Consider the following 24534-nt stretch of genomic DNA (forward strand, 5'->3'; position numbering starts at 1 on the left):
AGCGTGCGGGACAGGCGAACTGTTGCCGCGATTCGTGCCCGGAGCCGGCCCCGCACCCAAAAGGACTTAGCATGCGCCACCTGACCCGACTTTCTACACTGCTCGCCCTGACCCTCCTCGGCCAGACGCCAGCGGTGATGGCCAACAACCTGGTGTTCTGCTCCGAAGGCAGCCCGGCCGGTTTCGATACGGCCCAATACACCACCGCCACCGACAATGACGCCGCCCAGCCGATCTACAACCGCCTGGTGGAGTTTGAACGCGGCGGCACGGCGGTGCACCCTGCCCTGGCCACCCGCTGGGAAGTCAGCGAGAACGGCCTGCGCTACACCTTTCACCTGCGCGAAGGCGTGAGCTTTCACAGCAACAAGGCCTTCACCCCCAGCCGGCCCTTCAACGCAGATGACGTGCTGTTCACCTTCAACCGCATGCTCGACAGGCAGCACCCGTTTCGCAAGGCCTACCCCACCGAGTTCCCCTACTTCGTCAGCATGGGCCTGGACAAGAACATCGCAGGCGTCGAAAAAACCGACCCATACACCGTGGTGTTCACGCTGCACACGGTAGATGCCGCGTTCATCCAGAACCTGGCCATGAGCGTTGCATCGATCCTGTCCGCCGAATACGCCGAGCAACTGCTCAAGACCGGGCGGCCCAGCGACATCAACCAGCAACCGATAGGCACCGGCCCGTTCGTGTTCCAGCGTTACCAGAAGGACTCGCAGATCCGCTACAAGGCCAACCGTGCCTACTGGGCGCCCGAGCAGGTAAAGCTCGACAACCTGGTGTTCTCGATCAATGTCGACCCGTCGGTGCGCATCCAGAAACTGCGCCGCAACGAGTGCCAGGTCACCCTGCATCCGCGGCCGGCCGACCTGCCAGGGCTCAAGCAGGACCCCAAAGTGCAGGTCTTGCAGCAAGCAGGGTTCAACCTGGGCTATATCGCCTACAACACCCAGCACCCGCCATTCGACCGGCTTGAGGTGCGCCAGGCCATGGACATGGCGGTCAACAAGCAAGCCATCCTGCAGGCGGTGTACCAGCAAGCCGGGCAACGGGCGGTCAACGCGATGCCGCCCACACAATGGTCCTACGACACCAGCATCACCGATGCACCCCATGACCCAGACAAAGCCCGCCAGCTGCTCGAGCAGGCCGGGGTCAAGCCTGGCACCGAAATCACCCTGTGGGCCATGCCGGTGCAACGCCCCTACAACCCTAACGCCAAGCTGATGGCCGAAATGCTCCAAGCCGATTGGAGCAAGCTGGGCTTTAAAGTGCGCATCGTCAGCTACGAATGGGGCGAATACATCAAGCGCCTCAAGAGCGGTGAGCACGATGTGGCGCTGATCGGTTGGACCGGTGACAACGGCGACCCCGACAACTGGCTGGGCACGCTGTACAGCTGCGATGCCATTGGCAGCAACAACTACTCGCAATGGTGCGACCCGCAGTACGACAGCCTCGTCAAGCAGGCCAAGCAGGTCACCGACCAGGCCCAGCGCACCACGCTCTATCAGCAAGCCCAGCAGCGGCTCAAGCAGCAGGTGCCGATCACGCCAGTGGCCCACTCAACTGTCAATCAGCCCCTGAGCACCCAAGTGTCCGGGTTCAAGGTCAGCCCGTTCGGACGCAACGATTTTTCCGGCGTCAGCGTCGATTAGCACCGCCGGGCAGGCGTGGCGCGCAGGTGGGGAGACCCGCGCGCCATGCATGACCACCGTCCGCTTCAGCCTCGGTGATCCCGGGGCGCTCCAGGCAACACGGCAACACCCACCCGGCCCACAAGGCCGGCAATAACTAGAAATGAAAAGGAGCTTCTATCGTGAGACTGTTCAATTCGAGCGCGCTGGCGTTAGCCATAGGCGCGGCAACCTCCACCGCCCACGCCGACCCACAGAGCCAAGCCTACTTGCCGCTCACCGTCGCAGCCCAAAGCGCCCAGGCGCAGGCCAAGGGTTTCGTCGATGGCCAGAGCTTGAGCGGGACGACGCGCAACTGGTACGCCCGTGAACGCGCCACCCGCGCACCGCTATGGCGCTACTACAAGAGCGACGGTACCCGTCACCCCACCCACACGCGTGAAAACTGGGTGCAGGGCACCATCCTCAATTACACCTCGGGCTTTACCCAGGGCACGGTGGGCTTTGCCGTGGAGGCAGCCGGCTACAATGCCATCGCCCTGCAGCAGGATCGCGAAGCGATTGCAGGGCCCAACAACCGTACCCTGACCCACAGCGACGGCGATGCCATCGGCCAGTGGAGCAAACTGGGGTTGGGCAACGTCAAGGCGCGTATGTCCAATACCACCCTGACCCTCGGTCGTCAGGCCGTCGATACCCCGATGATCGCTTTCATCGGCAACCGCGCCCTGCCCTCCAGTTTCCAGGGCGCATTCCTGCACAGCGCTGAATTCGACAACCTGACGTTCGACCTGGGTACCTTCGACCGGGTCTCGCCACGTACCGAGCAGAGCCTGAGCAAGTTCCGCAGCGAATACGGGGCGGCCGGGGTGGAAACCGACCGCGCCAGCACGGTCGGTATCAACTACCAGCCCCTCAAGAGCCTGACCACCAGCCTGTACGCCACCAAGGTCGACGATTTCTGGAACCAGTACTATTTCGGCGCCAATCACATGTTCGGCGACAGCGCCGTGCTCAGCCTGTCCACGGGCCTTAACTACTACAAGACGGTGGACGCCGGCAGCCGCAAGATGGGCGACATCGACAACGACACCTACAGCCTGTCGCTGGGCCTGACCCATCAGGCGCACACCCTTACCGCCGCCTGGCAGCAGGTCAATGGCAACGAGTATTTCGACTACCTCCACGAAACCAACGGCATCTACCTGGCCAACTCGCTGCTGTCGGACTTCAACGGCCCGAACGAGAAATCGCTGCAGCTATCCTATGTGCTCAACATGGCCTACTACGGCGTGCCAGGGCTGAAATTCAACCTGTACAACGCGCGTGGCTGGGGCATCGACGGCACCCATTACCGAGGCAGCGCCTACGACGTCCAAGGCCTCGATGGCGAGACCCATTACGAGTGGGGCATCGGCACCAGCTACGCGGTACAGAGCGGACCGCTCAAGGACACCAGCATCCGCGCTACCTACACCACGCACCGCGCAAGCAAGGCACAGGGCGATGGCAGCCTGAACGAATTCAGGCTCGTGACCACCATTCCGTTCAACATCCTCTGACCGGCCGCCCGGCCCGCTTGCCAGCGGGTCGGGCGTCAGGCTGGAGCACAACGCAGGGAGAATTGATCCATGCAAGCTGTGACCAAGAAGACATCGGCACTGCGGCTGTTGCTGGCAACGCTGATCCTGGGCAGCACGTCTCAGCTGGCCGCCAAGCCGCTGGTGGTGTGCACCGAGGCCAGCCCCGAAGGGTTCGACGTGGTGCAATACACCACGGCGGTGACGTTCGACGCTGCAGCTGAAACCCTCTTCAACCGCCTGGTGGACTTCAAGCCCGGCACCACGGATGTACAACCAGCCCTGGCCGAGCGCTGGGACATTTCTGCCGACGGCCTGACCTATACCTTCCACCTTCGCCGTGGGGTCAAGTTCCACACCACCGACTATTTCAAGCCCAGCCGCGATCTGAACGCCGACGATGTGCTTTGGAGCTTGCGCCGCCAGCTTGACCCGAACCACCCCTGGCACGACAAGACCAGCATCGGCTACCCCTACTTCGAGAGCATGGCCTTCAAATCGTTGCTCAAGTCGGTGGACAAGACCGACGACTACACCGTGGTGATCACCCTGACCCGGCCCGAGGCGCCTTTCCTGCGCGACATGGCCATGGGCTTCACGTCCATCTATTCCGCCGAGTACGGCGATCAGTTGTTGGCAGCCGGCAAAACGGCAGAGCTCAACAGCAAGCCAATCGGCACCGGGCCGTTCATTTTCCAACGCTACAACAAAGATGCCCAGGTGCGCTTCAAGCCCAACCCGGACTACTTCCGTGGCAAGCCGCCCGCCGATGCCCTGGTTTTCGCCATCGCCACCGACAGTAACGTCCGCCTGCAGAAGTTGCGCGCCAACGAGTGCCAGGTTGCGCTGTATCCCAAACCGGACGATGTACCGTCGATCATGGCGGATCCGCGCCTGAAGGTCGCGCAGACCGAAGCGCTGGTGACCGGCTACATTGCCATGAACACCCAGCATCCGTACCTGAGTGATGTACGCGTGCGCAAGGCGATCAACATGGCCTTCGACCGCCAGACCCACGTCGACCAGCTGTTCGGCAAAGGCAATGCGCTGGTCGGCGTCAACCCGTATCCCCCTTCGATGATCGGCTATAACACCGCCAACCAGAACCCGCCACGCGATCTCGACCAGGCGCGTGCGCTGCTAAAACAAGCCGGTGTGCCCCAGGGCACGGTCATCACCCTGTTCACCCGCAATGGCGGCGGCCCGACCAACCCAAACCCGCGACTGTCCGCCGAGATGCTTCAGGCCGACCTGGCGCAGATCGGCCTTAAGCTGGATATCCGTGTCATGGAATGGGCCGAAATGCTGCGCCGTGCCAAGAAAGGCGAGGCGGACCTGGTGTCCAGTGGCTGGGCCGGCGACAACGGCGACCCGGACAACTTCCTCACCCCCTTGCTTAGCTGCGAGGCGGCCAGCAATGGCGAGAACTATGCACGCTGGTGCAACTCGAAATTCCAGGCACTGATCACCCGCGCCCGCGAGGTGAGCGACAACGACGAGCGTGCCAGGCTCTATAGCGAGGCATTGACGGTGTACGATGAGGACCAGCCCTGGATCAGCATGGCCCACCCCAAGGTGTTCACGGCCATGCGTGACAACGTGGAGGGCTACGTGATCAGCCCCCTGACCAGCAACAACTTCGCTACCACCCGAGTGAAGTAGAACAACAACGACCGCCGTTGCCCTGTGGGCAATGGCGGCTCTGCCGTGGCAGGTACCTGCCATGCGGCCTGATGAGGTAACTGCGACCATGTTGAGTTTTATTGCCCGGCGCCTCGGCCTGTTGATCCCGACCTTTTTCGGCATCACCTTGCTGACCTTCGCGCTGATACGCCTGATCCCCGGTGACCCGGTGGAAGTGATGATGGGCGAACGCAGGGTCGACCCGCAAATGCACGCCCAGGCCATGGAACGGCTGGGCCTGAACAAACCGTTGCCAGCCCAGTACCTGGACTACATCGGCAAGCTGGCCCAGGGCGACCTGGGCGAGTCGCTGCGCACGCGCGAGAGCGTATGGAGCGAGTTCACCACCTTGTTCCCGGCCACCCTGGAACTGGCCATGGCCGCCTTGCTGTTCGCCGGCGTGGTCGGCTTGCTGGCCGGGGTGATCGCCGCGCTCAAGCGCGGCTCGCTGTTCGACCATGGGGTGATGGGGATTTCGCTGGCCGGCTACTCGATGCCGATCTTCTGGTGGGGCCTGATCCTGATCATGTTCTTCTCGGTGAGCCTGGGCTGGACTCCGGTATCCGGGCGCATCGACCTGCTCTATGACATCGAACCCAAGACCGGCTTCATGCTCATCGACACCCTGCTCAGCGATGAAGAAGGTTCGTTCAAGGATGCGGTGATGCACCTGATTCTGCCGGCCATCGTCCTTGGTACCATCCCGCTGGCCGTGATCGCACGCATGACGCGCTCCTCCATGCTCGAAGTGCTGCGCGAGGACTACATCCGCACGGCACGCGCCAAAGGGCTTTCCCCGGCCCGGGTCGTGTTCATGCACGGCTTGCGCAACGCCCTGATTCCCGTCTTGACCGTGTTCGGCCTGCAGGTCGGCACCTTGCTGGCCGGTGCAGTGTTGACCGAAACCATCTTCTCCTGGCCGGGCATCGGCAAATGGCTGATCGAAGCCATCGGTGCCCGTGACTACCCCGTGGTCCAGAACGGCATTTTGTTGATTGCCTGCCTGGTGATTCTGGTCAACTTCGTCGTGGACATTCTCTACGGCCTGGCCAACCCACGCATCCGTCATCAGCGCTGAGGCCCCGTCATGACCAACCCGACTGCAAAAAACCTGTCCCCGGCCAGCCCGGTGGACCAGAGCCTTCTCTACCCCTCGCCCTACAAGGAATTCTGGCAGGCCTTCGCGCGCAACAAGGGCGCGGTGATGGGCCTGGCGTTCATGTGCGTGGTGGTGTTCTGCGCGCTGTTTGCGCCCTGGGTCGCCCCCCACGACCCCAGCGAGCAGTACCGCGATTTTCTGCTCACCCCTCCGGTGTGGCTGGAGGGCGGCACCTGGCAGTTCATCCTGGGCACCGATGAGCTTGGCCGCGACCTGCTCTCGCGCTTGATCCAGGGGGCGCGCCTGTCCTTGCTGATCGGCTTGTCATCGGTGGTGATATCGCTGATCCCCGGCATTCTGCTCGGCTTGCTGGCAGGCTTCTTCCCGCACTTCGTCGGCCCTTCGATCATGCGCCTGATGGACGTGATGCTGGCCCTGCCCTCGCTGCTACTGGCCGTCGCCATCGTCGCCATCCTCGGCCCTGGCCTGATCAACACCGTGATCGCCATTGCCATCGTCTCGCTGCCCTCGTACGTGCGCCTGACCCGCGCCGCCGTGATGGGCGAGCTTAACCGCGACTACGTCACCGCCGCCCGGCTGGCAGGTGCTGGGCTGTGGCGCCTGATGTTCGTGACCGTGCTGCCCAACTGCATGGCGCCGCTGATCGTGCAGGCCACCTTGAGCTTTTCCTCGGCCATTCTCGATGCCGCCGCCCTGGGTTTCCTGGGCCTTGGCGTGCAACCCCCGACGCCGGAGTGGGGCACCATGCTGGCCTCGGCCAGGGATTACATCGAGCGCGCCTGGTGGGTGGTGAGCCTGCCGGGCCTGACCATTCTGCTCAGCGTACTGGCGATCAACCTGATGGGTGATGGCCTGCGCGATGCGCTCGACCCCAAACTCAAGAACGCCGCCTGAGGAGCACACCCATGTCTTTGTTGCAGATCAACAACCTCAACGTGCGTTTTGGCGACGCGGACGCCGTGCCGGTGGTGGACGGGCTGGACTTGCAGGTTCAAGCCGGCGAAATCCTGGCCATCGTCGGCGAGTCCGGTTCGGGCAAATCGGTGACCATGATGGCCCTGATGGGCCTGGTCGAGGCCCCGGGCCGGATCACCGCCGATGCCATGACCTTCGACGGTACCGACATGCTCACCCTCAGCGGCCGGCAACGGCGCAAGGTGGTGGGCAAGGATATCGCCATGGTCTTCCAGGACCCGATGACGGCCCTGAACCCCAGCTACACCGTGGGTTATCAGATCGAAGAAGTGCTGCGTCAACACTTGGGCCTCAAGGGCAAGGCGGCGCGGCAACGGGCCCTGGAATTGCTGCAGAAGGTCGAGATCCCGGCCGCCGAGAGTCGCCTGGACGCCTATCCGCATCAACTGTCCGGCGGCATGAGCCAACGGGTGGCCATCGCCATGGCCATTGCCGGCGAGCCCAAGCTGCTGATCGCCGACGAGCCGACCACGGCGCTGGACGTGACCATCCAGGCGCAGATCATGGAGCTGCTGGTCAACCTGCAGCAGGAGCGCAACATGGCCCTGATCCTGATCACCCATGACCTGGCGGTCGTGGCCGAGACCGCGCGCCGGGTGTGCGTGATGTATGCAGGCCAGGCTGTGGAGGTGGGCCAGGTGCCTGAGCTGTTCGACATCCCTGCCCACCCCTATACCGAAGCCCTCCTGGCGGCGATTCCCGAGCACAGCCTGGGTGCCGAGCGATTGGCCACCCTGCCCGGCATCGTTCCGGGCCGCTATGACCGCCCCACGGGTTGCCTGCTGTCGCCACGTTGCCCGTATGTGCAGGACAACTGTCGAGACCAGCGCCCGGCCCTGGACCCCAAAGCCCAGAGCCTGGCCCGCTGTTTCTACCCACTGAACCAGGAGGTGGCGTGATGGCCGTCGTTCTATCGGCCCGGGACCTGACCCGGCATTACGAAGTCTCCCGCGGGTTGTTCAAGGGCCATGCGCTGGTACGCGCGCTCAATGGCGTTTCGTTCGAGCTGGAGGCGGGCAAGACGTTGGCGGTGGTCGGTGAGTCCGGTTGCGGCAAGTCGACCCTGGCCCGCGCCCTGACCCTGATCGAGCAGCCCACCTCAGGCTCGCTGCAGATCGCAGGTACCGAGGTAACCGGTGCCAGCAAGGTCGAGCGCAAGCAACTGCGCCGGGACGTACAAATGGTCTTCCAAAGCCCTTACGCCTCGCTCAACCCGCGGCAGAAGATCGGTGACCAACTGGCCGAGCCGTTGCTGATCAACACCACGCTGAGCAAGGCGCAGCGGCGTGACAGGGTGCAGAAGATGATGGAGCAGGTGGGGCTGCGCCCGGAGCATTACCAGCGCTATCCGCACATGTTCTCGGGTGGACAACGCCAGCGTATCGCGCTGGCACGGGCCATGATGTTGCAGCCCAAGGTGTTGGTGGCCGACGAACCGACGTCTGCGCTGGATGTGTCGATCCAGGCCCAGGTGCTGAATTTGTTCATGGACATGCAACAGCAGTACGGTACCGGTTACGTGTTCATCTCCCACAACCTGGCGGTAGTACGGCACGTGGCCGACGATGTACTGGTCATGTACCTGGGCAGACCGGCGGAGATGGGGCCTAAAGCCGATATCTATGAAAAGCCGCTGCATCCGTATACCCAGGCCCTGCTGTCTGCCACACCCGCTATTCATCCAGATCCGTCCAAACCGCGTATCCGCATTGCCGGCGAGCTGCCCAACCCGCTCAACCCGCCGGATGGCTGCGCTTTTCACAAACGCTGCCCCTACGCGACCGATCGCTGCGCCAATGAAGTACCGGCGTTTAGGCAGGTGGAGACCCGGCAGGTGGCTTGTCACTATGCGGAGCAGTTTCTCTAAGGAAGGTATGGATCGGCCGGTCCGGCGGGCCGGCAAGACCGCTGCCAATTCACTGGCTTTCAGAACCGGTGCAAGACGACAGATCGACAAGTAAGACATAAACGAAAAGGGCCGCTAAGCGGCCCTTTTCGTCAGTGCATGAACAGTGCAATCAGAATGATGATTGGAATCGGTACACCCAGCATCCATAGCAAAATCGAGCGCATGTTCGTTCTCCTTACTTAGCGTTGAATAGTGCGGTGAGCGACGTAGTCGCCTTCAAGCCACTGGACCTGGTCGCGACGACGACCACCGTACAGCGCGGCGAGGCTGGCGAAGAAGGCGCCGCACAGCAGGGCCACGAAGGTCCACAGGGCAGTCCAGGCAGCCACTTTGGCGGCGGTGTCTGCAGCCTGCTTGGCATCGGTCTTCAGTTGTTGAACTTGAGCCATGACCTGGTCGACGCGCGCTTCAGCTTCCGGCTGGGACAGGCGGGTGCGCTGGGCAACCAGCTGCGCCAGGTAGGCACGGTCTTCAGGTGCCAGGGCGCCGTCACCGGCAAAGCCTTTGGCCAGGATGCGAGCGGCAACGCCATTGGCCGCATCATCGCTGACAGGCGCTGGGCCCTCGCCACGGAACAGGCCGTCGACGAAGTAGTCCAGGGACTCGTCCGAGGCATTGGAGGCGGCAGCACCACCGGCAGCAGCGGTCATGCCGGCCGCTTGAGTCGCTGCACTGGCACCTGCACCGACGATGTTGCCGGCGGTACCCAGTACCAGCATGGCCGTCACCAAGGTAGCCACGGCCCACGACAGGAAGCCGTGTGCAGTGTCGCGGAAATACACTTCGTCACCGTGCAGATTGGCCCATTTCACCCGCAGACGGCCGGCAATGTAGCCGCCCATGCCCGAAGCGATGATCTGAGTCAGCAGCAACCAGACAATGGTGGAAATACCCAGGGCTTTGGCACTGGCCCCTTCATCTGCCCACGGCGAAGTCGCGGCAAAGCCGAGCCCTGCACCGAGCACTACCAGAAGGAGAGAGATGGCAGCAGCACCGGCTGCGCCAGCGAAGATCGCTGCCCAGGAAACACCTGAGCGGCTTTGTGTATCGACAACGGGATAGTCGGCAGATGAGATCATGATGTGGTCGCCTGTGTTGTTAGCGAGAAGTCCATTCGCGCATTAAACGTTGCAGCCGCTGTGCCAGTTGCCATAAAAAATCCCCCCCTTTTAAATCAAGGAGTTACAAAAACAGGTTAATTATCGACCGTGCAAAATGCGCGAATCGGCCTCCAGCATCAGGTGTTCTGCAATTCTTGTCGCCACGCCAGGGAACAGGCATGATCCTGCCATGACCCTGCCCGATGGCCCGTCCCAGACGCCGATCACCGCCGACACCGTGATGCGCTACCACCTGTGCTGGAAGCATCGCGATCTCGATGGCGTGATGGCGCTGTACCACCCCGACATTCAATACCACGACTTCTTCCAGAATCGCGTGCTGAGCCATGCCGAGCTGCGTGCGTACGTGAGTGCCTGCCTGCCCCATGCCGCCGGCGAGGACATCGTGCACAGCGACCGTATCCGCGTCGATGGCTGTACGGCGTACATTCAGTACCAGGTCACCGTGCAGGGCGGAGACGGCCTGGTGGCGTTCCAGTCCAGCGAGGCGATCACGGTAAAGGACGGCCTGATCTGGCAGGTCAATGAGTACGCCACACTCGTGCGTCAGCAAAGTGCCGGCAGCACCCGTCGTACTTCTCGGCCCGCCACCAGCCGGCTAGGGCTGTCCCCGCGTCAGTTGTCGACCATGGCGCAAGACCTTGAACACTACTTCCAGCGACAACGCCCATACCTGGACCCTGAGTTGAGCCTGCAACAGGTCGCTCAGGCCAGCGGTTACAGCCGCAATCAGATCTCCTACTTGCTGAACCAGGTGCTGGGTCAGAGCTTTTATCGCTACGTCAACCAGGCGCGCCTGCAGCACCTGATGACGATCCTGGCAACTGACAACGGTCAGGCGTCCATCGATGACCTGGCGTTCAACGCCGGTTTCAACTCGCTGTCTGCGTTCTATAAATGCTTCCGCGAGCATACCGGGCTGACGCCCAAGGCCTACCTCAAACAGATTTCCTCGCGTGCACGCACGTAAGACAACCGCTGCCGTTGCCCACTAGCATCGCTCCATCACCTGACCGCTTGTGGAGCCCGGCCCATGCAGCCCCTGCGTACCCTCAGCTTGTGGATGGACCAGCTGCAAGAGCCGCTGTGCGCGCGCCCTGCCCTGCGTGAAAACGTCGAGGCCGACGTCTGCATCATCGGCGCTGGCTATACAGGCCTGTGGACCGCTTACTACCTCAAGCGCCAGGCGCCGCACCTCAACATCGTGGTGATCGAGGCCAACATCGCCGGGTTCGGTGCCTCGGGGCGCAACGGCGGATGGCTGATGGGCAATTTGCTGGGTGAAGATCGCCTGCTGGCCAGCCTGTCGCCGCTGCAGCGCCGCGCCAGCATCGACCTGCTGCATGACATTCCGGACGAAGTACAGCGCGTCTTGCACCGCGAACAGCTCGATTGCGACTACCGCAAGGGCGGCGTGTTGTACTGCGCGGCGCGGTATCCCGAGCAGGAGCGAAGCCTGCGTGCTTACCTGGACCACTTGTACAACCTGGGCATGACCGAGGACGATTACCGCTGGCTGCGCCCAGCACAACTGCAGGGCCAGTTGCGCGTGAGCAACACCTATGGCGCCATCTACAGTCCGCACACGGCCACGATACAGCCGGCCAAGCTCGTCCGTGGCCTGGCCAGCGTGGTCGAGGCCATGGGGGTGCCAATTTACGAGAACACACCCGCGCTGGACTGGCAGCCTGGCGAAGTGACCACCCCGTTGGCACGTCTGCGGTGCAACTGGATCGTCCCGGCGGTGGAAGGCTATGCCGCCAGCTTGCCGCCGTTGGGCAAACACCAATTGCCGGTTCAGAGCCTGATGGTGGCCACCGAACCCTTGCCGCAAGCCACGTGGGCGCAGATCGGCCTCGACCAGGGGCAAGCCTTCAGCGAGGGCAGCCGGCAAGTGACCTATGGTCAGCGCACCGCCGACGATCGCCTGGTGTTCGGTGCCCGAGGTGGCTACCGCTTCGGTGGCAGGTTACGCGAGGACTTCAACCTCCAGGCCCATGAGATCGAGCTGCGTCGCTACCTGTTCAGCGAGCTGTTTCCACAACTGCGCCATGTGCGCATCACCCATTCGTGGGGCGGCAACCTGGGCATGGCGCGGCGCTTCCGGCCGCACATGCTGTGCGACCGCCAGCGGGGTATCGCGTTGGCCGGTGGTTATGGCGGCGAAGGCGTAGGCGCGACCAACCTGGGCGGTCGCACCCTGGCCGCACTTATCCTGAATCAGCAGAACGCGCTTACCGGACAGCCCTGGGTACACGACAACAGGCCGCTATCGAGCTTGGCCAGCTGGCCTGCGGAGCCCAGCCGCTGGCTGGGGTACAACGCCATCATCCAGAGCTTCGTCCACGAGGATCGCACCCTGGCCAACCCCGCGACTCCGCCATGGAGACGGCAACTGGCCACCAAGCTGGCAGATTTCATGGAAGGCTTCATGCACTGATTCTTCACCCAAACAGGATCGACCTGTCATGAGCATCACTCAGTTCAAACGGGCAGACAGCGCCGTTTTACAGTCCAGCAGCCCTGTTGCCGTACCCCTCGGCCAGCCCGTGGCGGTGACATCGATCACGTGCGTGCAACGCAGCGATGGCGTGGAAACGGGCATCTGGGAATGCACCCCAGGACGCTGGCGACGGCAAATCACGCAACAGGAGTTCTGCCATTTCATCAAGGGCCGCTGCACCTTCACCCCTGACGATGGCGAACCCTTGGTCATAGAAGCCGGAGACGCATTGATGCTACCGGCCAACAGCACCGGCACCTGGGATATCCAGGAAACCGTGCGCAAGACCTACGTACTCATCTTCTGATCCGCTGATCGCCTGCCTTCGATAACAACACACAAAGCAAGGTAACCCGACATGCGCACGCTAATCATCGCCCCCTTGATGCTGGCCGCCAGCGTGGCCAGCGCGGCAGAAACCGTCAAGATCTACAACTGGTCCAGTTATATAGCGCCCGACACTTTGAAGCAGTTCCAGCAAGCCACCGGCATCGTGCCCACCTACGACGTCTACGACAGCAACGAGACCCTCGATGGCAAGTTGATGACCGGCAATTCCGGCTACGACGTGGTGTTTCCCTCCAACCATTTCATGGCCCGGCAAATCCAGGGCAAAGCCCTCAAGCGGCTGGACAAGTCGCAGTTGCCCAACTGGAAGAACCTCAACCCGGTGCTACTCAAGGCACTGGAAGGCAATGATCCGGGCAACCAGTACGGGTTCCCGTACCTCTGGGGCAGCACGGGCATCGGCTACAACATCGACAAGGTCAAAGCCGTATTGGGCGACGACGCGCCGGTCGATTCCTGGGACCTGATCTTCAAGCCGCAGTACATGAGCAAGCTCAAAGGGTGTGGCGTGGCGGTACTGGACAATGGCCCCGAGTTGCTGCCCATCGCCCTGCACTACCTGGGTCTGCCCCACCACAGCCAGAACCCGGCCGACTACGACAAGGCCAAGGCGCTGCTGATGCAGGTGCGGCCGTACATCAGCTATTTCCACTCATCCAAGTACACGGCGGACCTGGCCAATGGCGACGTCTGCGTCGTGGTCGGGTTCTCGGGGGATGTGCTCCAGGCAAAAAATCGCGCCGAGGAGGCCCACAACGGGGTCAAGGTCGGCTACTCGATACCCAAGGAGGGGGCGCCGATGTGGTTCGACATGGTGGCCATGCCCGCCGATGCGCCGGACGAAAAGGCCGGGTATGCCTACATGAACTACCTGCTGGAGCCGCAGGTGATGGCCGCCATCAGCAACCACGTGCAGTACGCCAACGCCAACCTGCAAGCCGATGCGCTGGTTGATTCGGCGCTCAAGGCCAACACCATGATCTATCCAAGCGAAGCGGTGATGGGCAAGTTGTACGCGCTTGAAGCGATGCCGGCCAAGATTGACCGTATCAGGACACGTATCTGGACCAGTGTGAAGGCGGGCAACTGATACCTGCCCTTGCGAACGGTTGAGACGAGCGAGACGGGCGTCGAGCCGCCCTCTTCGCCCAACGGCCTGGCCACCGAAGTGGCCGGGCCCTTTACGCTCAGTGGTGCTCGCGCGTGGCGCGGAACTTGACGTCAGGCCAGCGCTCTTCCATCAGCGACAGGTTGACCCGGGTAGGTGCCAGGTAAGTCAGGTGCCCGCCACCATCGATGGCCAGGTTCTCCATGGCCTTGTTCTGGAATTCCTCCAACTTCTTCTTGTCATCGCAGGCGATCCAGCGCGCCGACCATACGGTGATGGGCTCATAGGCGCACTCGACCTTGTACTCTTCCTTCAGGCGGCTGGCCACCACGTCGAACTGCAGCACACCGACCGCACCGAGGATGATGTCGTTGCTGCGCTCGGGGAAGAACACCTGGGTAGCACCTTCTTCGGCCAGCTGCTGCAGGCCCTGACGCAACTGCTTGGATTTCAGCGGGTCTTTCAGGCGCACGCGGCGGAACAGTTCCGGGGCGAAGTGCGGGATACCGGTGAAGCCCAGCGCCTCGCCTTCGGTGAAGGTGTCACCGATCTGGATGGTGCCGTGGTTGTGCAGGCCGATGATGTCGCCGGCAAAGGCCTCTTCCAGTTGCTCACGCTCGGAAGAGAAGAAGGTCAGCGCATCACCGATGCGCAGGTCCTTGTTCAGCCGCACGTGGCGCATTTTCATGCCCTTTTCGTACTTGCCCGAGCAGATACGCATGAAGGCGATACGGTCGCGGTGTTTCGGGTCCATGTTCGCCTGGATCTTGAACACGAAGCCGGTGAATTTCTCTTCCACGGGCTCGACGGTACGCTCGTGGGCGACACGGCCCAGCGGACGCGGCGCCCAGTCGACGACGGCATCGAGCACGTGGTCGACACCGAAGTTACCCAGTGCGGTACCGAAGAACACAGGGGTCAGTTGACCGTTGATGAATTCGTCCTGGTCGAACGCGTGGCAGGCGCCCTGCACCAGCTCCAGCTGCTCGACGAACGCGTCGTACTGGTCGCCCAGGTGAGCGCGGGCTTCGTCCGAGTCCAGCTTGCGAATGATCCTGGCTTCGGTACGCTCGTGGCCATGGCCCGGCGTGTAGACGATGATGTAGTCACCGGTCAGGTGGTACACACCCTTGAAGTCACGGTAGCAGCCGATAGGCCAGGTAATCGGCGCGGCCTTGATCTTCAGAACGGCCTCGATTTCGTCGAGCAGTTCGATCGGGTCGCGGATGTCACGGTCGAGTTTGTTGATGAAGCTGACGATGGGCGTATCGCGCAGGCGGCACACGTCCATCAGGGCGATGGTACGCGGCTCTACACCTTTACCGCCGTCTAGCACCATCAGCGCCGAGTCCACGGCCGTCAAGGTGCGATAGGTGTCTTCGGAGAAGTCTTCGTGGCCGGGGGTGTCGAGCAGGTTGATCATGTGCTCGCGGTACGGGAACTGCATCACCGAGGTGGTGATGGAGATGCCGCGCTGCTTTTCCATTTCCATCCAGTCGGAGGTGGCGTGGCGGTCGGACTTGCGCGACTTCACGGTACCGGCGACGGAGATGGCCTTGCCCATCAGCAACAGCTTCTCGGTGATGGTGGTCTTGCCGGCGTCGGGGTGGGAAATGATTGCGAAAGTGCGGCGCTTCGCGACTTCGGCGGCCTGGTTGGTCATGGGAAATCGCCTGACTGGGGGATTTGAAAGGGGCGATATCATACCTGAACTCTGGCGTCAGGCCAAAACCTGCCGCCAGGCGCTGGGCTGCTTCAATGATCGTCCATAAGCTCCTGGCCGACATGCAGAACGTCCAGTTCCAGATCCATGGGCTGCCCACCCTCAGTGACCACATAGGCATACCAGTGACCTGCCACCGTTTCCTTGTGATAGGCCTGAAGCGGCAGGTTAGAGCGGGTATGTATCCGGCCACGAATCGTCTGCCCTGGCTCGACGATGGATGTCATGCTCCGCCACTGGCCCTCCTCGTCCATCTGCATGAACTTCCACAATGATTGCTCGGCGGGAGGTGCAGCATAGAGGCCGGCATAGCCATTGTGGCTGCAGTCGAGGTGGCAATTGGCAGACTGAAAATCCCGCCCCGTCTTTCGGCTCCAAGACTGGATGTCGTAGTACGGACGGCCAATCGCGGCGTCGAACAGGCAACGGAACATGAACATGTGTGGCGCCCTTGTCACCAGGGAGGTGACGATCATCCAGTCATCGGCGGCGCGGGCAGCCTGCTGGTCGCGCTCGACCAATTTGGCGCAGTCGAGATACCCCGGCGCGTCCAGGGATAGACAACGTACCTGGGCGATGAACGATCGGTCATAACTGTAATTCAACATGGCACGGCACCTCTGCAAGATTAAGAAAAACGACTTTTTTCCAGTTCGCCACAGCCCAGTATTGAAGAGGCCTACGAGGGTAATGGGCACCTGGAAACAATGACTTGCGAGCTGCACAGGGCTGGCCAAATGCCTCCCCAAATGGGAACCTTAGTGCCCAAGGAGACGTCCATTGCCCTGAATTCCACCGCAACTTAGGGCTGGATTCATCAGCATCTTCGATGCCCGACGGGGCTCGACTCACTGCATGAACGCTCAGCTTCAACGGCATCATGCTGCTACTCGCGAACACACCACCGCCGCCTTCGAGGGTTGGCCAAGAAGAAGTGTGCTCGCCGACGACAAGAAGGAGTCCACCTGTGGCGACACGCTACGGAAAAGGGCTGTTGGGATGGGCCGCCGTGCTCGTCATCCTGGCCCTGCTGGTCCATTGGATCGGCCTCGACACAATCGCGCGCTACCGCGATGATCTGACGTTCTACCTGCAAGCGCACCTGGTTCTGGTGCTGGCTTCGATGGCGGCGGCATTGGCCGTGGGCATCCCCGCCGGCATTGCCTTGAGTCGACCGCACAGGGTCGACAAAGCCGAGCGGTTCATGCAGTTCTTCAACATTGGCAACACCATCCCTCCCCTGGCCGTACTGGCCATCGCCCTGAGCGTGCTAGGCATCGGCGCCGGGCCTGCCATTTTCGCCCTGTTTCTCGCCTCCCTCCTGCCCATCGTGCGCAACACCTACGAAGGGCTTAAAAACGTTCCCGCCTCGCTCAAGGAAGCCGCTACCGGTATCGGCATGACGCCGCGCCAGCAGTTGTGGCAGGTCGAGCTGCCCAATGCCGTGCCCATCATCGTCGGTGGCGTGCGTGTGGCGCTGGCGCTGAACGTAGGCACCGCCCCGCTCGCCTTCCTGATCGGTGCCAATAGCCTGGGCAGCCTGATCTTCCCCGGCATCGCCCTGAACAACCAGCCTCAGCTCTTGCTGGGCGCCGCTTGCACGGCACTGCTGGCATTGCTGCTGGACGCACTGGTGACGTTCGCCAGCAAGCGCTGGCTGGAACGTGGCCTGGCCCAATAACCCGAGGAAAACCATGAAGAACGCAATCGCCTTGCTCCTGGGCGCGGTCCTGCTGTCGGCGGGTTTTGCCCAGGCGGCAGACAAACCGTTGATCCGTATCGGCGCCCGGGTGTTCACCGAACAGACCGTGCTGGCCGAAATCACTGCTCAATACCTGCGCGCCAATGGCTTCGAGGTGCGCGTCACTGGCGGCCTTGGCAGCAGCCTGGCCCGTCAGGCGCAGGAAACCGGGCAGCTTGACCTGATGTGGGAATACACCGGGGTCTCGCTGGTGTCCTACAACCATGTGGAAGAACGCATGCCCAGCGCGGCGGCCACCTATGCCAGGGTCAAGGCTCTGGACGCCGAAAAGGGACTGGTCTGGCTCAAGCCTTCCAAGTTCAGCAACACCTATGCATTGGCATTGCCCAGCGAAGTGGCCAAGGCCTACCCACAGGTCAACACCATCAGCCAGTTGAACCAGGTGTTGGTGGACGAGCAGGCGCGCAAGCATGTGGTTGCGCTGGACACCGAGTTCGCCAACCGGCCCGACGGCCTGGATGGCCTGCAGGCGCGATATGGCATGCACCTGGGGCGCGCCAACATCCGTCAGATGGACGCAGGCCTGGTCTACACCGCGCTGCGCAATGCCCAGGTGTTCGCAGGCCTGGTGTACACCACCGATGGCCGACTCAACGCGTTCAAGCTCAAGCTGCTTGAAGACGACAAGCACTACTTCCCGGATTACACGGCAGGCCCAGTGGTGCGCAAGGCCGTGCTCGACGCTCACCCGCAGTTGGCCAGCCTGCTCGCCCCCCTTGCCGAACAATTGGACGACGAGACCATGCGCCAACTCAACGCCAAGGTCGATGTGCAGCACCAAAGCCCCTCCTCGGTCGCGGCCGCCTTCCTGCGAGAACATCCCCTGAAGGAGGTGACGCCATGACATTGTTCGATACCTTCGCGCACCTGGACTGGGCCCTGGTGTTACAGCTGACCTGGCAGCACATCATGTTGGTGGGCGTGGCCGTAGGCCTGGCCATCCTGATCGGCGTGCCGCTGGGCATCGTCATGACCCGCTTCCCCTTCCTGGCCGGGCCCGTGCAGGCCAGCGCCACGGTACTGCTGACCATCCCGTCGATCGCCCTGTTCGGGCTGCTGTTGCCGTTCTACTCCACCTTCGGCCAGGGCCTGGGCCCGCTGCCTGCCATCACGGCGGTGTTCCTCTATTCCTTGCTACCAATCTTGCGTAACACCTACCTGGCGCTGACCAACGTCGAGCCCGGTATTCGCGAGGCTGCCCGGGGCATCGGCATGACCTTCGGCCAACGCCTGCGCATGGTCGAGTTGCCCATCGCAGTGCCGGTGATCCTCGCCGGCGTGCGTACTGCCGTGGTGATGAACATCGGCGTTATGACCATCGCCGCCACCATTGGGGCCGGTGGCCTAGGCGTACTCATCCTCACCTCCATCAGCCGCAGCGACATGTCGATGCTGCTGGTCGGCGCAGTACTGGTCAGCCTGCTGGCGATCATCGCCGACCTGCTCCTGCAAACCCTGCAACGTGCCCTGACTCCAGAAGGAATGCGCTCATGATCGAACTGAATAACCTCAGCAAGACCTTCAACGTCAACGGCAAGGACGTCAAGGCCGTGGACGCGGTCAGCCTCACGGTCAACGAAGGCGAAATCTGCGTGTTCCTGGGCCCGTCAGGGTGCGGCAAGAGCACCACCCTGAAGATGATCAACCGCCTGATTACCCCCACCTCGGGGCAGGTGTTCATCAATGGCGAAGACACAAGCAGCCTGGACGAAGTCAGCCTGCGTCGTCACATCGGCTATGTGATCCAGCAGATCGGCCTGTTTCCGAACATGACCATCGAGGAGAACATTACCGTCGTGCCGCGCCTGCTCGGGTGGGACAAGCAGCGCTGCGCCGAGCGCGCCCGCGAGCTGATGCACATGATCAAGCTCGAGCCCAAGCAGTACCTGCAGCGCTACCCCCGCGAACTCTCCGGTGGCCAGCAGCAGCGGATCGGGGTGATCCGCGCCCTGGCAGCCGACGCCCCGGTGCTGTTGATGGACGAGCCGTTCGGCGCCGTGGACCCCATCAACCGGGAGATGATCCAGAACGAATTCTTCGAGATGCAGCGGGCCTTGAACAAGACCGTGATCATGGTCAGCCATGACATCGACGAGGCTATAAAGCTGGGCGACAAGATTGCCATCTTCCGGGCGGGCAAGCTGTTGCAGCTGGATCACCCAGACACCTTGCTGGCGCACCCGGCCGATGACTTCGTGAGCAACTTCGTCGGCCAGGACAGCACCCTCAAGCGGCTACTGCTGGTCCGTGCCGAAGATGCGGCTGACAATGCACCGGCGGTGAGCCCGCAGACCCCAGTGGCTGATGCGCTGGAACTGCTGGACGAACATGATCGCCGCTACGTGGTGGTGACCGACGCCGCGAACAAGGCGCTCGGCTATGTGCGTCGACGCGACATGCACCGTCAACAAGGCACGTGCGCCGACTTCCTGCGGCCGTTCAACGCCACGGCGGCACACGATGAAAACCTGCGTATCCTATTGTCGCGCATGTACGAGTTCAACCGCGCCTGGCTGCCGGTACTGGACGCCGAGCAGGTGTTCCTGGGCGAGGTCACCCAGGAGTCGATTGCGGCCTACCTGAGCTCGGGCCGCTCACGCGGGGCGAAATCCACCATTGTCTCGCCCGCCGAGATGGTGACGTCCTAAAAGCCTTTCATCGTAAAAAAAGCGTGACGAGGGCGGACGGAATAAAAAATTCATGGACCGTTTTCTGAACGCCAGTACCAGGGTCGGGTGGCCATAAATATGAACACCCGAGCCTACCCGCCGCACCGCTGGATAATCTAGTAAAGCGCGTCGTGCCCATGCAGAGGGGCTTGGGTTTACGCCCCCTGCCCAGGGCTATTCCACAATTCTTTACGTCTGACGCGCACTGGGGAACATCAGCCGTTCACATGGGTCGTTTATCCCAGGCGTGGCCACTCGAACATCGCCGATTCGCCAGGGATTGCCTGTTGATTCTGCCGAGTTCACGCCCTAAAGTGCGCGCCGAACGTCCATGCTGGAAACGATCCATCCGGCTCAAGTACTGAGTAGGCGAACCAAAGTGGGGATACGGAGGGCGTTCAGTTTGCAGCCACTTAAATTTTCAGTTTGCCCATGGAGTCCCTGAGCATGTCGATCCAGGTCGAAGACTATTTCGCACGCGACACCTTCCAAAAGATGAAGGCGTTTGCCGACAAGCAGGAAACGCCGTTCGTACTCATCGATACCCAGATGATCAGCAAGGCTTATGACGACCTGCGCGCCGGGTTCGAATTTGCCAAGGTGTACTACGCCGTCAAGGCCAACCCAGCCGTCGAGATCATCGACTTGCTCAAGGACAAGGGCTCGAACTTCGACATCGCCTCCATCTACGAGCTGGACAAGGTGATGAACCAGGGCGTCAGTGCCGATCGCATCAGCTACGGCAACACCATCAAGAAATCCAAGGACATCCGTTACTTCTACGAGAAGGGTGTGCGCCTCTACGCCACCGACTCCGAGGCCGACCTGCGCAACATCGCCAAGGCCGCGCCGGGTTCGAAGGTGTATGTGCGTATCCTGACCGAAGGCTCCACCACTGCCGACTGGCCGCTGTCGCGCAAGTTCGGTTGCCAGACCGACATGGCCATGGACCTGTTGATCCTCGCCCGTGACCTGGGCCTGGTGCCCTATGGCATCTCCTTCCATGTGGGCTCGCAACAGCGCGACATCAGCGTGTGGGACGCCGCCATCGCCAAGGTGAAGGTGATCTTCGAGCGGCTCAAGGAAGAAGACGGCATCGAACTGAAGCTGATCAACATGGGCGGCGGCTTCCCGGCCAACTACATCACCCGCACCAATAGCCTGGAAACCTATGCCGAGGAGATCATTCGCTTCCTCAAAGAAGACTTCGGCGACGACTTGCCGGAAATCATCCTGGAGCCGGGCCGTTCGCTGATTGCCAACGCCGGCATTCTGGTCAGCGAAGTGGTGCTGGTCGCACGCAAGTCGCGCACGGCAGTCGAGCGCTGGATCTACACCGACGTCGGCAAATTCTCGGGCCTGATCGAAACCATGGACGAGTCCATCAAGTTCCCGATCTGGACCGAGAAAAAGGGCGAAACCGAGGAAGTGGTCATCGCCGGCCCTACCTGTGACAGCGCCGACATCATGTACGAGCACTACAAGTATGGCCTGCCGCTGAACCTGGCAATCGGCGATCGCCTGTACTGGCTGTCGACCGGTGCCTACACCACCAGCTACAGCGCGGTGGAGTTCAATGGGTTCCCACCGCTCAAAGCCTTCTATCTGTAATCCATGACGGGGCCCAAAGGCCCCGTTTTCATGTCTGCGCACAAAGCCGACCGCACCTCGATCATCAACGCTACGCCAGCAGCTACTCACCTTGTGAATGTGAACGAATCTCAATTGCCGCGTGCTGGAGCTTCCATTAACATCCGCCAGCGCGACGCAGGGTGCGGCGGCGACACAGGGTGATAGAAGGTGTTGAAGAAGACGCTGTTCCAGCTGCATTGGTTATTCGGCATCACGGCCGGGCTGGTACTTACAGTCATGGGTATCACTGGGGCGCTCTATTCGTTTCAGGACGAACTGCTGAGCGCGTTCAATGCCGATGTACTAAGCGTGAAGGTCCGTCCTGAGGGTGTGCTGCCGCCCGCTGAACTGGTGCGGCGCGTTGAGGCCCAGCAACACGACAAGGTCGCCATGCTGTGGGTCGACGTTCGTGAAGGCGAAGCCGCGAGGATCTTTTTCACCCCTGCACCGGGCGAGCGGCGCGGTCCGTTGCGCTACGCAGACCCGTATACGGGCCAGCTGCTGGGCGAGGTGTCGGGGCAAGGCTTCTTCACCCTCATGCTTACGCTTCACCGCTTTCTGGCCATGGGCGGCACGGGCAGGCAGATCACCGGTGCCTCGACGCTGCTGCTGGTGTTCTTTTGCCTGTCGGGCCTGTACCTGCGGTGGCCGCGCCATGCCACAAACTGGCGAACTTGGCTGACGCTGGATTGGGCCAAAAAAGGCCGTGCGTTCAACTGGGACCTGCACGCCTTAGCAGGCACCTGGTGCCTGCTCTTCTACCTGTTGTTCGCCCTGACGGGTCTGTTCTGGTCCTACGAATGGTACCGGGAGGGTCTGAACCGGCTAATGGCCGATCCGCCGGTCGCCGGGCAGCCGCAGCCGCAACTGAAAAAAGACCGGCGCTCCGGAGCTGCGTCTATCGACCCAAAGGCACCGGCGCTGAACGTCGACTACGACGCCATCTGGGCCAGCCTGCGCAACGCCGCAGGTCCACGCCTTGCCAGCTACAACCTGCGCCTGCCCCCAGTCGGCGGTCAACCTGCCAATCTGTTCTATCTGCTGGATAACGCCGACCATCCCAGGGCCTTCGACACCTTGGTCCTGGACCCTGCCAGTGGCAAGGTCAGCCTTCACGAACGCTACAGTGACAAGTCATTCAAGGCCCAATTGCTCCAGAGCGTGTACGCACTGCATGTCGGGGAATACTTCGGCCTGGTTGGGCGCATCGTCCTGACCTTGGCCAGCCTGGCCATGCCGGTCTTCTTCGTCACAGGCTGGCTGCTCTACCTGGATCGACGGCGCAAGAAACGTCAGGTTAGGGCTGCCCGCCGCCGCGTGACCCCCGATGAAGTCAACAGCGAGAGCTGGCTGATCGGCTACGCCAGCCAGAGTGGTATGGCCGAGCAGCTGGCCTGGCAAAGCGCCGGGCAACTACAGGCGGCGGGCTTGCCGGTGCAGGTCAGGGCGTTGGGTACGTTGTGTGAAGAAGATCTGCGTGCGGCACGCCGTGCGCTGTTTGTCGTCAGCACCTTCGGGGATGCAGAAGCCCCTGACAACGCGCGAGGCTTTGAGCGCAACGTGCTGGGTCAGCCTTTGCCCTTGCAGACACTCAGCTATGCCCTGCTGGCGCTGGGTGATCGTCAATACCCACAGTTCTGCGGGTTCGCCCGTCGGCTTCAGACGTGGTTGACCGAGCGTGGTGCTCGCTGTGCATTTGACCCCGTGGAGGTCGACAACGCCGATCAGGCAGCCCTTCAGCAGTGGCATCAGGCGCTGGCGCTTCTGACCGGCACCGCGCCGGTATCCGCTTGGCAAGCCCCCCGTTTCGGCAACTGGTCGCTGATCCGCCGTGAACTGCTCAACCCTGGCAGCCAAGGCCAGCCGGTGTATCTGCTCGGCCTGCAGGCGCAGCAGCCTGCCGTGTGGGAAGCCGGCGACCTGGTGGAGATTATGCCGCTCAACGGTCGGCCGAGGGTCGATGCCTTCGTCAGAGACCTGGGGCTGGACGCCGACACGCACGTGCAGGTCGAGGGGGTGGTAGTCAGGCTTGCTCAGGCACTCGCAGGCCGTCAGTTACCTGCCGTCGGTGGGCATCTGGTCGGGCTGCATGCCCAGGCGGTAGTGGACGCACTGGTGCCGCTCGGCAGCCGCGACTATTCCATCGCCTCGATTGCCAGTGACGGGGTGCTGGAGCTGATCGTGCGCCAGGAGCGACACCCAAGTGGCGACTTGGGCGTAGGCTCTGGTTGGCTGACAAAATACCTGCCGCTCGACGGCACACTGAGCCTGAGGCTAAGGCGCAACAGTGGCTTCCATACGCCCCAGGGCAATGTACCGATGATCCTGATCGGCAACGGCACTGGCTTGGCGGGCCTGCGCAGTCTGCTACGGGCCCGGGTCGCCGCGGGCGAGCGGCGTAACTGGCTGCTGTACGGCGAACGCAACCGCACCCATGACTTTCTGTGTGGCGAGGAGCTGCAAGGCTTGCTCGCTACTGGCGACCTGGCACGGCTAGACCTGGCGTTCTCTCGGGACCAGGCCGAAAAAATCTACGTGCAGGATGTGTTGTTGCAGCAGGCGGATCTGTTCAAACGCTGGATAAGTGAAGGTGCCTGCGTATACGTCTGCGGCAGCCTGCAGGGCATGGCCGCTGGCGTCGATGCGGCACTCGCAGGCCTGCTTGGAGATGCTGCCGTGCAACGGCTGATCGAAGAGGGGCGATACCGGCGGGATGTGTACTGATCGGCAACAGGCAAAGCCCGCGTCCTGGCAGTAA

Annotated in this window: 20 protein-coding genes; 17 read left to right on the forward strand and 3 right to left on the reverse strand. The window is 62.2% G+C overall.

The features are described 5' to 3' along the window. Positions 1 to 71: 71 nt before the first annotated feature. The 7 genes from CWR53_RS18095 to CWR53_RS18125 all read left to right on the forward strand — a co-directional run bounded on the left by CWR53_RS18095 (position 72) and on the right by CWR53_RS18125 (position 8868). Complete coding sequence (locus tag CWR53_RS18095; RefSeq protein WP_100852180.1) at positions 72 to 1664, forward strand: ABC transporter substrate-binding protein; 1593 nt, start codon at positions 72 to 74, stop codon at positions 1662 to 1664. Between the two features lie 161 nt (positions 1665 to 1825). Further along, the gene (locus CWR53_RS18100; protein WP_058604390.1) at positions 1826 to 3205 is read left to right on the forward strand and encodes an OprD family porin; all 1380 of its coding nucleotides are present in this window, start codon (positions 1826 to 1828) and stop codon (positions 3203 to 3205) included. A 69-nt stretch (positions 3206 to 3274) separates the two neighbouring features. Beyond that, positions 3275 to 4885, forward strand: a complete 1611-nt coding sequence (locus tag CWR53_RS18105; RefSeq protein WP_100852181.1) for an ABC transporter substrate-binding protein — start codon at positions 3275 to 3277, stop codon at positions 4883 to 4885. A gap of 88 nt (positions 4886 to 4973) precedes the next feature. Next, on the forward strand, positions 4974 to 5984 hold the full coding sequence (locus CWR53_RS18110) for an ABC transporter permease subunit (protein ID WP_058604498.1): 1011 nt from the start codon (positions 4974 to 4976) through the stop codon (positions 5982 to 5984). A 9-nt stretch (positions 5985 to 5993) separates the two neighbouring features. Then, positions 5994 to 6920 (forward strand): ABC transporter permease subunit, encoded by a 927-nt coding sequence (locus CWR53_RS18115; RefSeq protein WP_100852182.1) that lies wholly within the window; start codon positions 5994 to 5996, stop codon positions 6918 to 6920. A gap of 11 nt (positions 6921 to 6931) precedes the next feature. Then, positions 6932 to 7900, forward strand: a complete 969-nt coding sequence (locus CWR53_RS18120) for an ABC transporter ATP-binding protein (RefSeq protein ID WP_058604387.1) — start codon at positions 6932 to 6934, stop codon at positions 7898 to 7900. After that, positions 7900 to 8868: a peptide ABC transporter ATP-binding protein gene (locus tag CWR53_RS18125; RefSeq protein ID WP_058604386.1), complete on the forward strand. Its 969-nt coding sequence runs from the start codon at positions 7900 to 7902 to the stop codon at positions 8866 to 8868. Before CWR53_RS18120 ends, CWR53_RS18125 begins: the two co-directional genes overlap by 1 nt. A 221-nt stretch (positions 8869 to 9089) precedes the next feature. Here CWR53_RS18125 and CWR53_RS18130 read toward each other — a convergent pair whose 3' ends face one another. Next, the gene (locus CWR53_RS18130) at positions 9090 to 9989 is read right to left on the reverse strand and encodes a hypothetical protein (protein ID WP_027913710.1); all 900 of its coding nucleotides are present in this window, start codon (positions 9987 to 9989) and stop codon (positions 9090 to 9092) included. Positions 9990 to 10200: 211 nt separating this feature from the next. On the opposite strand from CWR53_RS18130, the gene CWR53_RS18135 reads away from it, so the two are divergent. The 4 genes from CWR53_RS18135 to CWR53_RS18150 all read left to right on the forward strand — a co-directional run bounded on the left by CWR53_RS18135 (position 10201) and on the right by CWR53_RS18150 (position 13972). Beyond that, on the forward strand, positions 10201 to 11001 hold the full coding sequence (locus tag CWR53_RS18135; RefSeq protein ID WP_058604384.1) for an AraC family transcriptional regulator: 801 nt from the start codon (positions 10201 to 10203) through the stop codon (positions 10999 to 11001). Positions 11002 to 11064: 63 nt separating this feature from the next. Beyond that, positions 11065 to 12471, forward strand: coding sequence for an FAD-binding oxidoreductase (locus CWR53_RS18140; RefSeq protein WP_100852183.1), 1407 nt, complete (start codon positions 11065 to 11067; stop codon positions 12469 to 12471). Positions 12472 to 12499: 28 nt separating this feature from the next. Continuing rightward, the gene (locus CWR53_RS18145) at positions 12500 to 12841 is read left to right on the forward strand and encodes a cupin domain-containing protein (protein ID WP_058604382.1); all 342 of its coding nucleotides are present in this window, start codon (positions 12500 to 12502) and stop codon (positions 12839 to 12841) included. Positions 12842 to 12892: 51 nt separating this feature from the next. Continuing rightward, on the forward strand, positions 12893 to 13972 hold the full coding sequence (locus CWR53_RS18150) for a polyamine ABC transporter substrate-binding protein (RefSeq protein ID WP_058604381.1): 1080 nt from the start codon (positions 12893 to 12895) through the stop codon (positions 13970 to 13972). Between the two features lie 97 nt (positions 13973 to 14069). On the opposite strand, the gene CWR53_RS18155 is transcribed toward CWR53_RS18150, so the two are convergent. After that, positions 14070 to 15653 carry a peptide chain release factor 3 gene (locus tag CWR53_RS18155; RefSeq protein ID WP_058604380.1) on the reverse strand — a complete coding sequence of 528 codons (1584 nt, stop codon included), beginning with the start codon at positions 15651 to 15653 and terminating at the stop codon, positions 14070 to 14072. Between the two features lie 92 nt (positions 15654 to 15745). Further along, positions 15746 to 16321 (reverse strand): hypothetical protein, encoded by a 576-nt coding sequence (locus CWR53_RS18160; RefSeq protein WP_058604379.1) that lies wholly within the window; start codon positions 16319 to 16321, stop codon positions 15746 to 15748. Between the two features lie 359 nt (positions 16322 to 16680). On the opposite strand from CWR53_RS18160, the gene CWR53_RS18165 reads away from it, so the two are divergent. From CWR53_RS18165 to CWR53_RS18190, 6 genes are all read left to right on the forward strand, one after another. Further along, positions 16681 to 17394, forward strand: a complete 714-nt coding sequence (locus CWR53_RS18165; RefSeq protein ID WP_027913703.1) for an ABC transporter permease — start codon at positions 16681 to 16683, stop codon at positions 17392 to 17394. Between the two features lie 13 nt (positions 17395 to 17407). Next, positions 17408 to 18319 carry a glycine betaine ABC transporter substrate-binding protein gene (locus CWR53_RS18170; protein ID WP_058604377.1) on the forward strand — a complete coding sequence of 304 codons (912 nt, stop codon included), beginning with the start codon at positions 17408 to 17410 and terminating at the stop codon, positions 18317 to 18319. Then, a complete protein-coding gene (locus CWR53_RS18175) occupies positions 18316 to 18969 on the forward strand; it encodes an ABC transporter permease (RefSeq protein WP_023533317.1) in 654 nt (217 codons plus the stop codon). Before CWR53_RS18170 ends, CWR53_RS18175 begins: the two co-directional genes overlap by 4 nt. Continuing rightward, positions 18966 to 20123, forward strand: a complete 1158-nt coding sequence (locus CWR53_RS18180) for a betaine/proline/choline family ABC transporter ATP-binding protein (RefSeq protein ID WP_100852184.1) — start codon at positions 18966 to 18968, stop codon at positions 20121 to 20123. Before CWR53_RS18175 ends, CWR53_RS18180 begins: the two co-directional genes overlap by 4 nt. 468 nt (positions 20124 to 20591) lie before the next feature. Then, positions 20592 to 21755: a type III PLP-dependent enzyme gene (locus CWR53_RS18185; RefSeq protein WP_023533340.1), complete on the forward strand. Its 1164-nt coding sequence runs from the start codon at positions 20592 to 20594 to the stop codon at positions 21753 to 21755. A gap of 189 nt (positions 21756 to 21944) precedes the next feature. Continuing rightward, positions 21945 to 24500: a sulfite reductase flavoprotein subunit alpha gene (locus tag CWR53_RS18190; protein WP_100852185.1), complete on the forward strand. Its 2556-nt coding sequence runs from the start codon at positions 21945 to 21947 to the stop codon at positions 24498 to 24500. Positions 24501 to 24534: the final 34 nt, after the last annotated feature.

It is taken from the genome of Pseudomonas sp. SGAir0191 (genome assembly GCF_002812565.2).
In the GTDB taxonomy this organism is placed as follows: Bacteria; Pseudomonadota; Gammaproteobacteria; order Pseudomonadales; family Pseudomonadaceae; genus Aquipseudomonas; species Aquipseudomonas parafulva_B.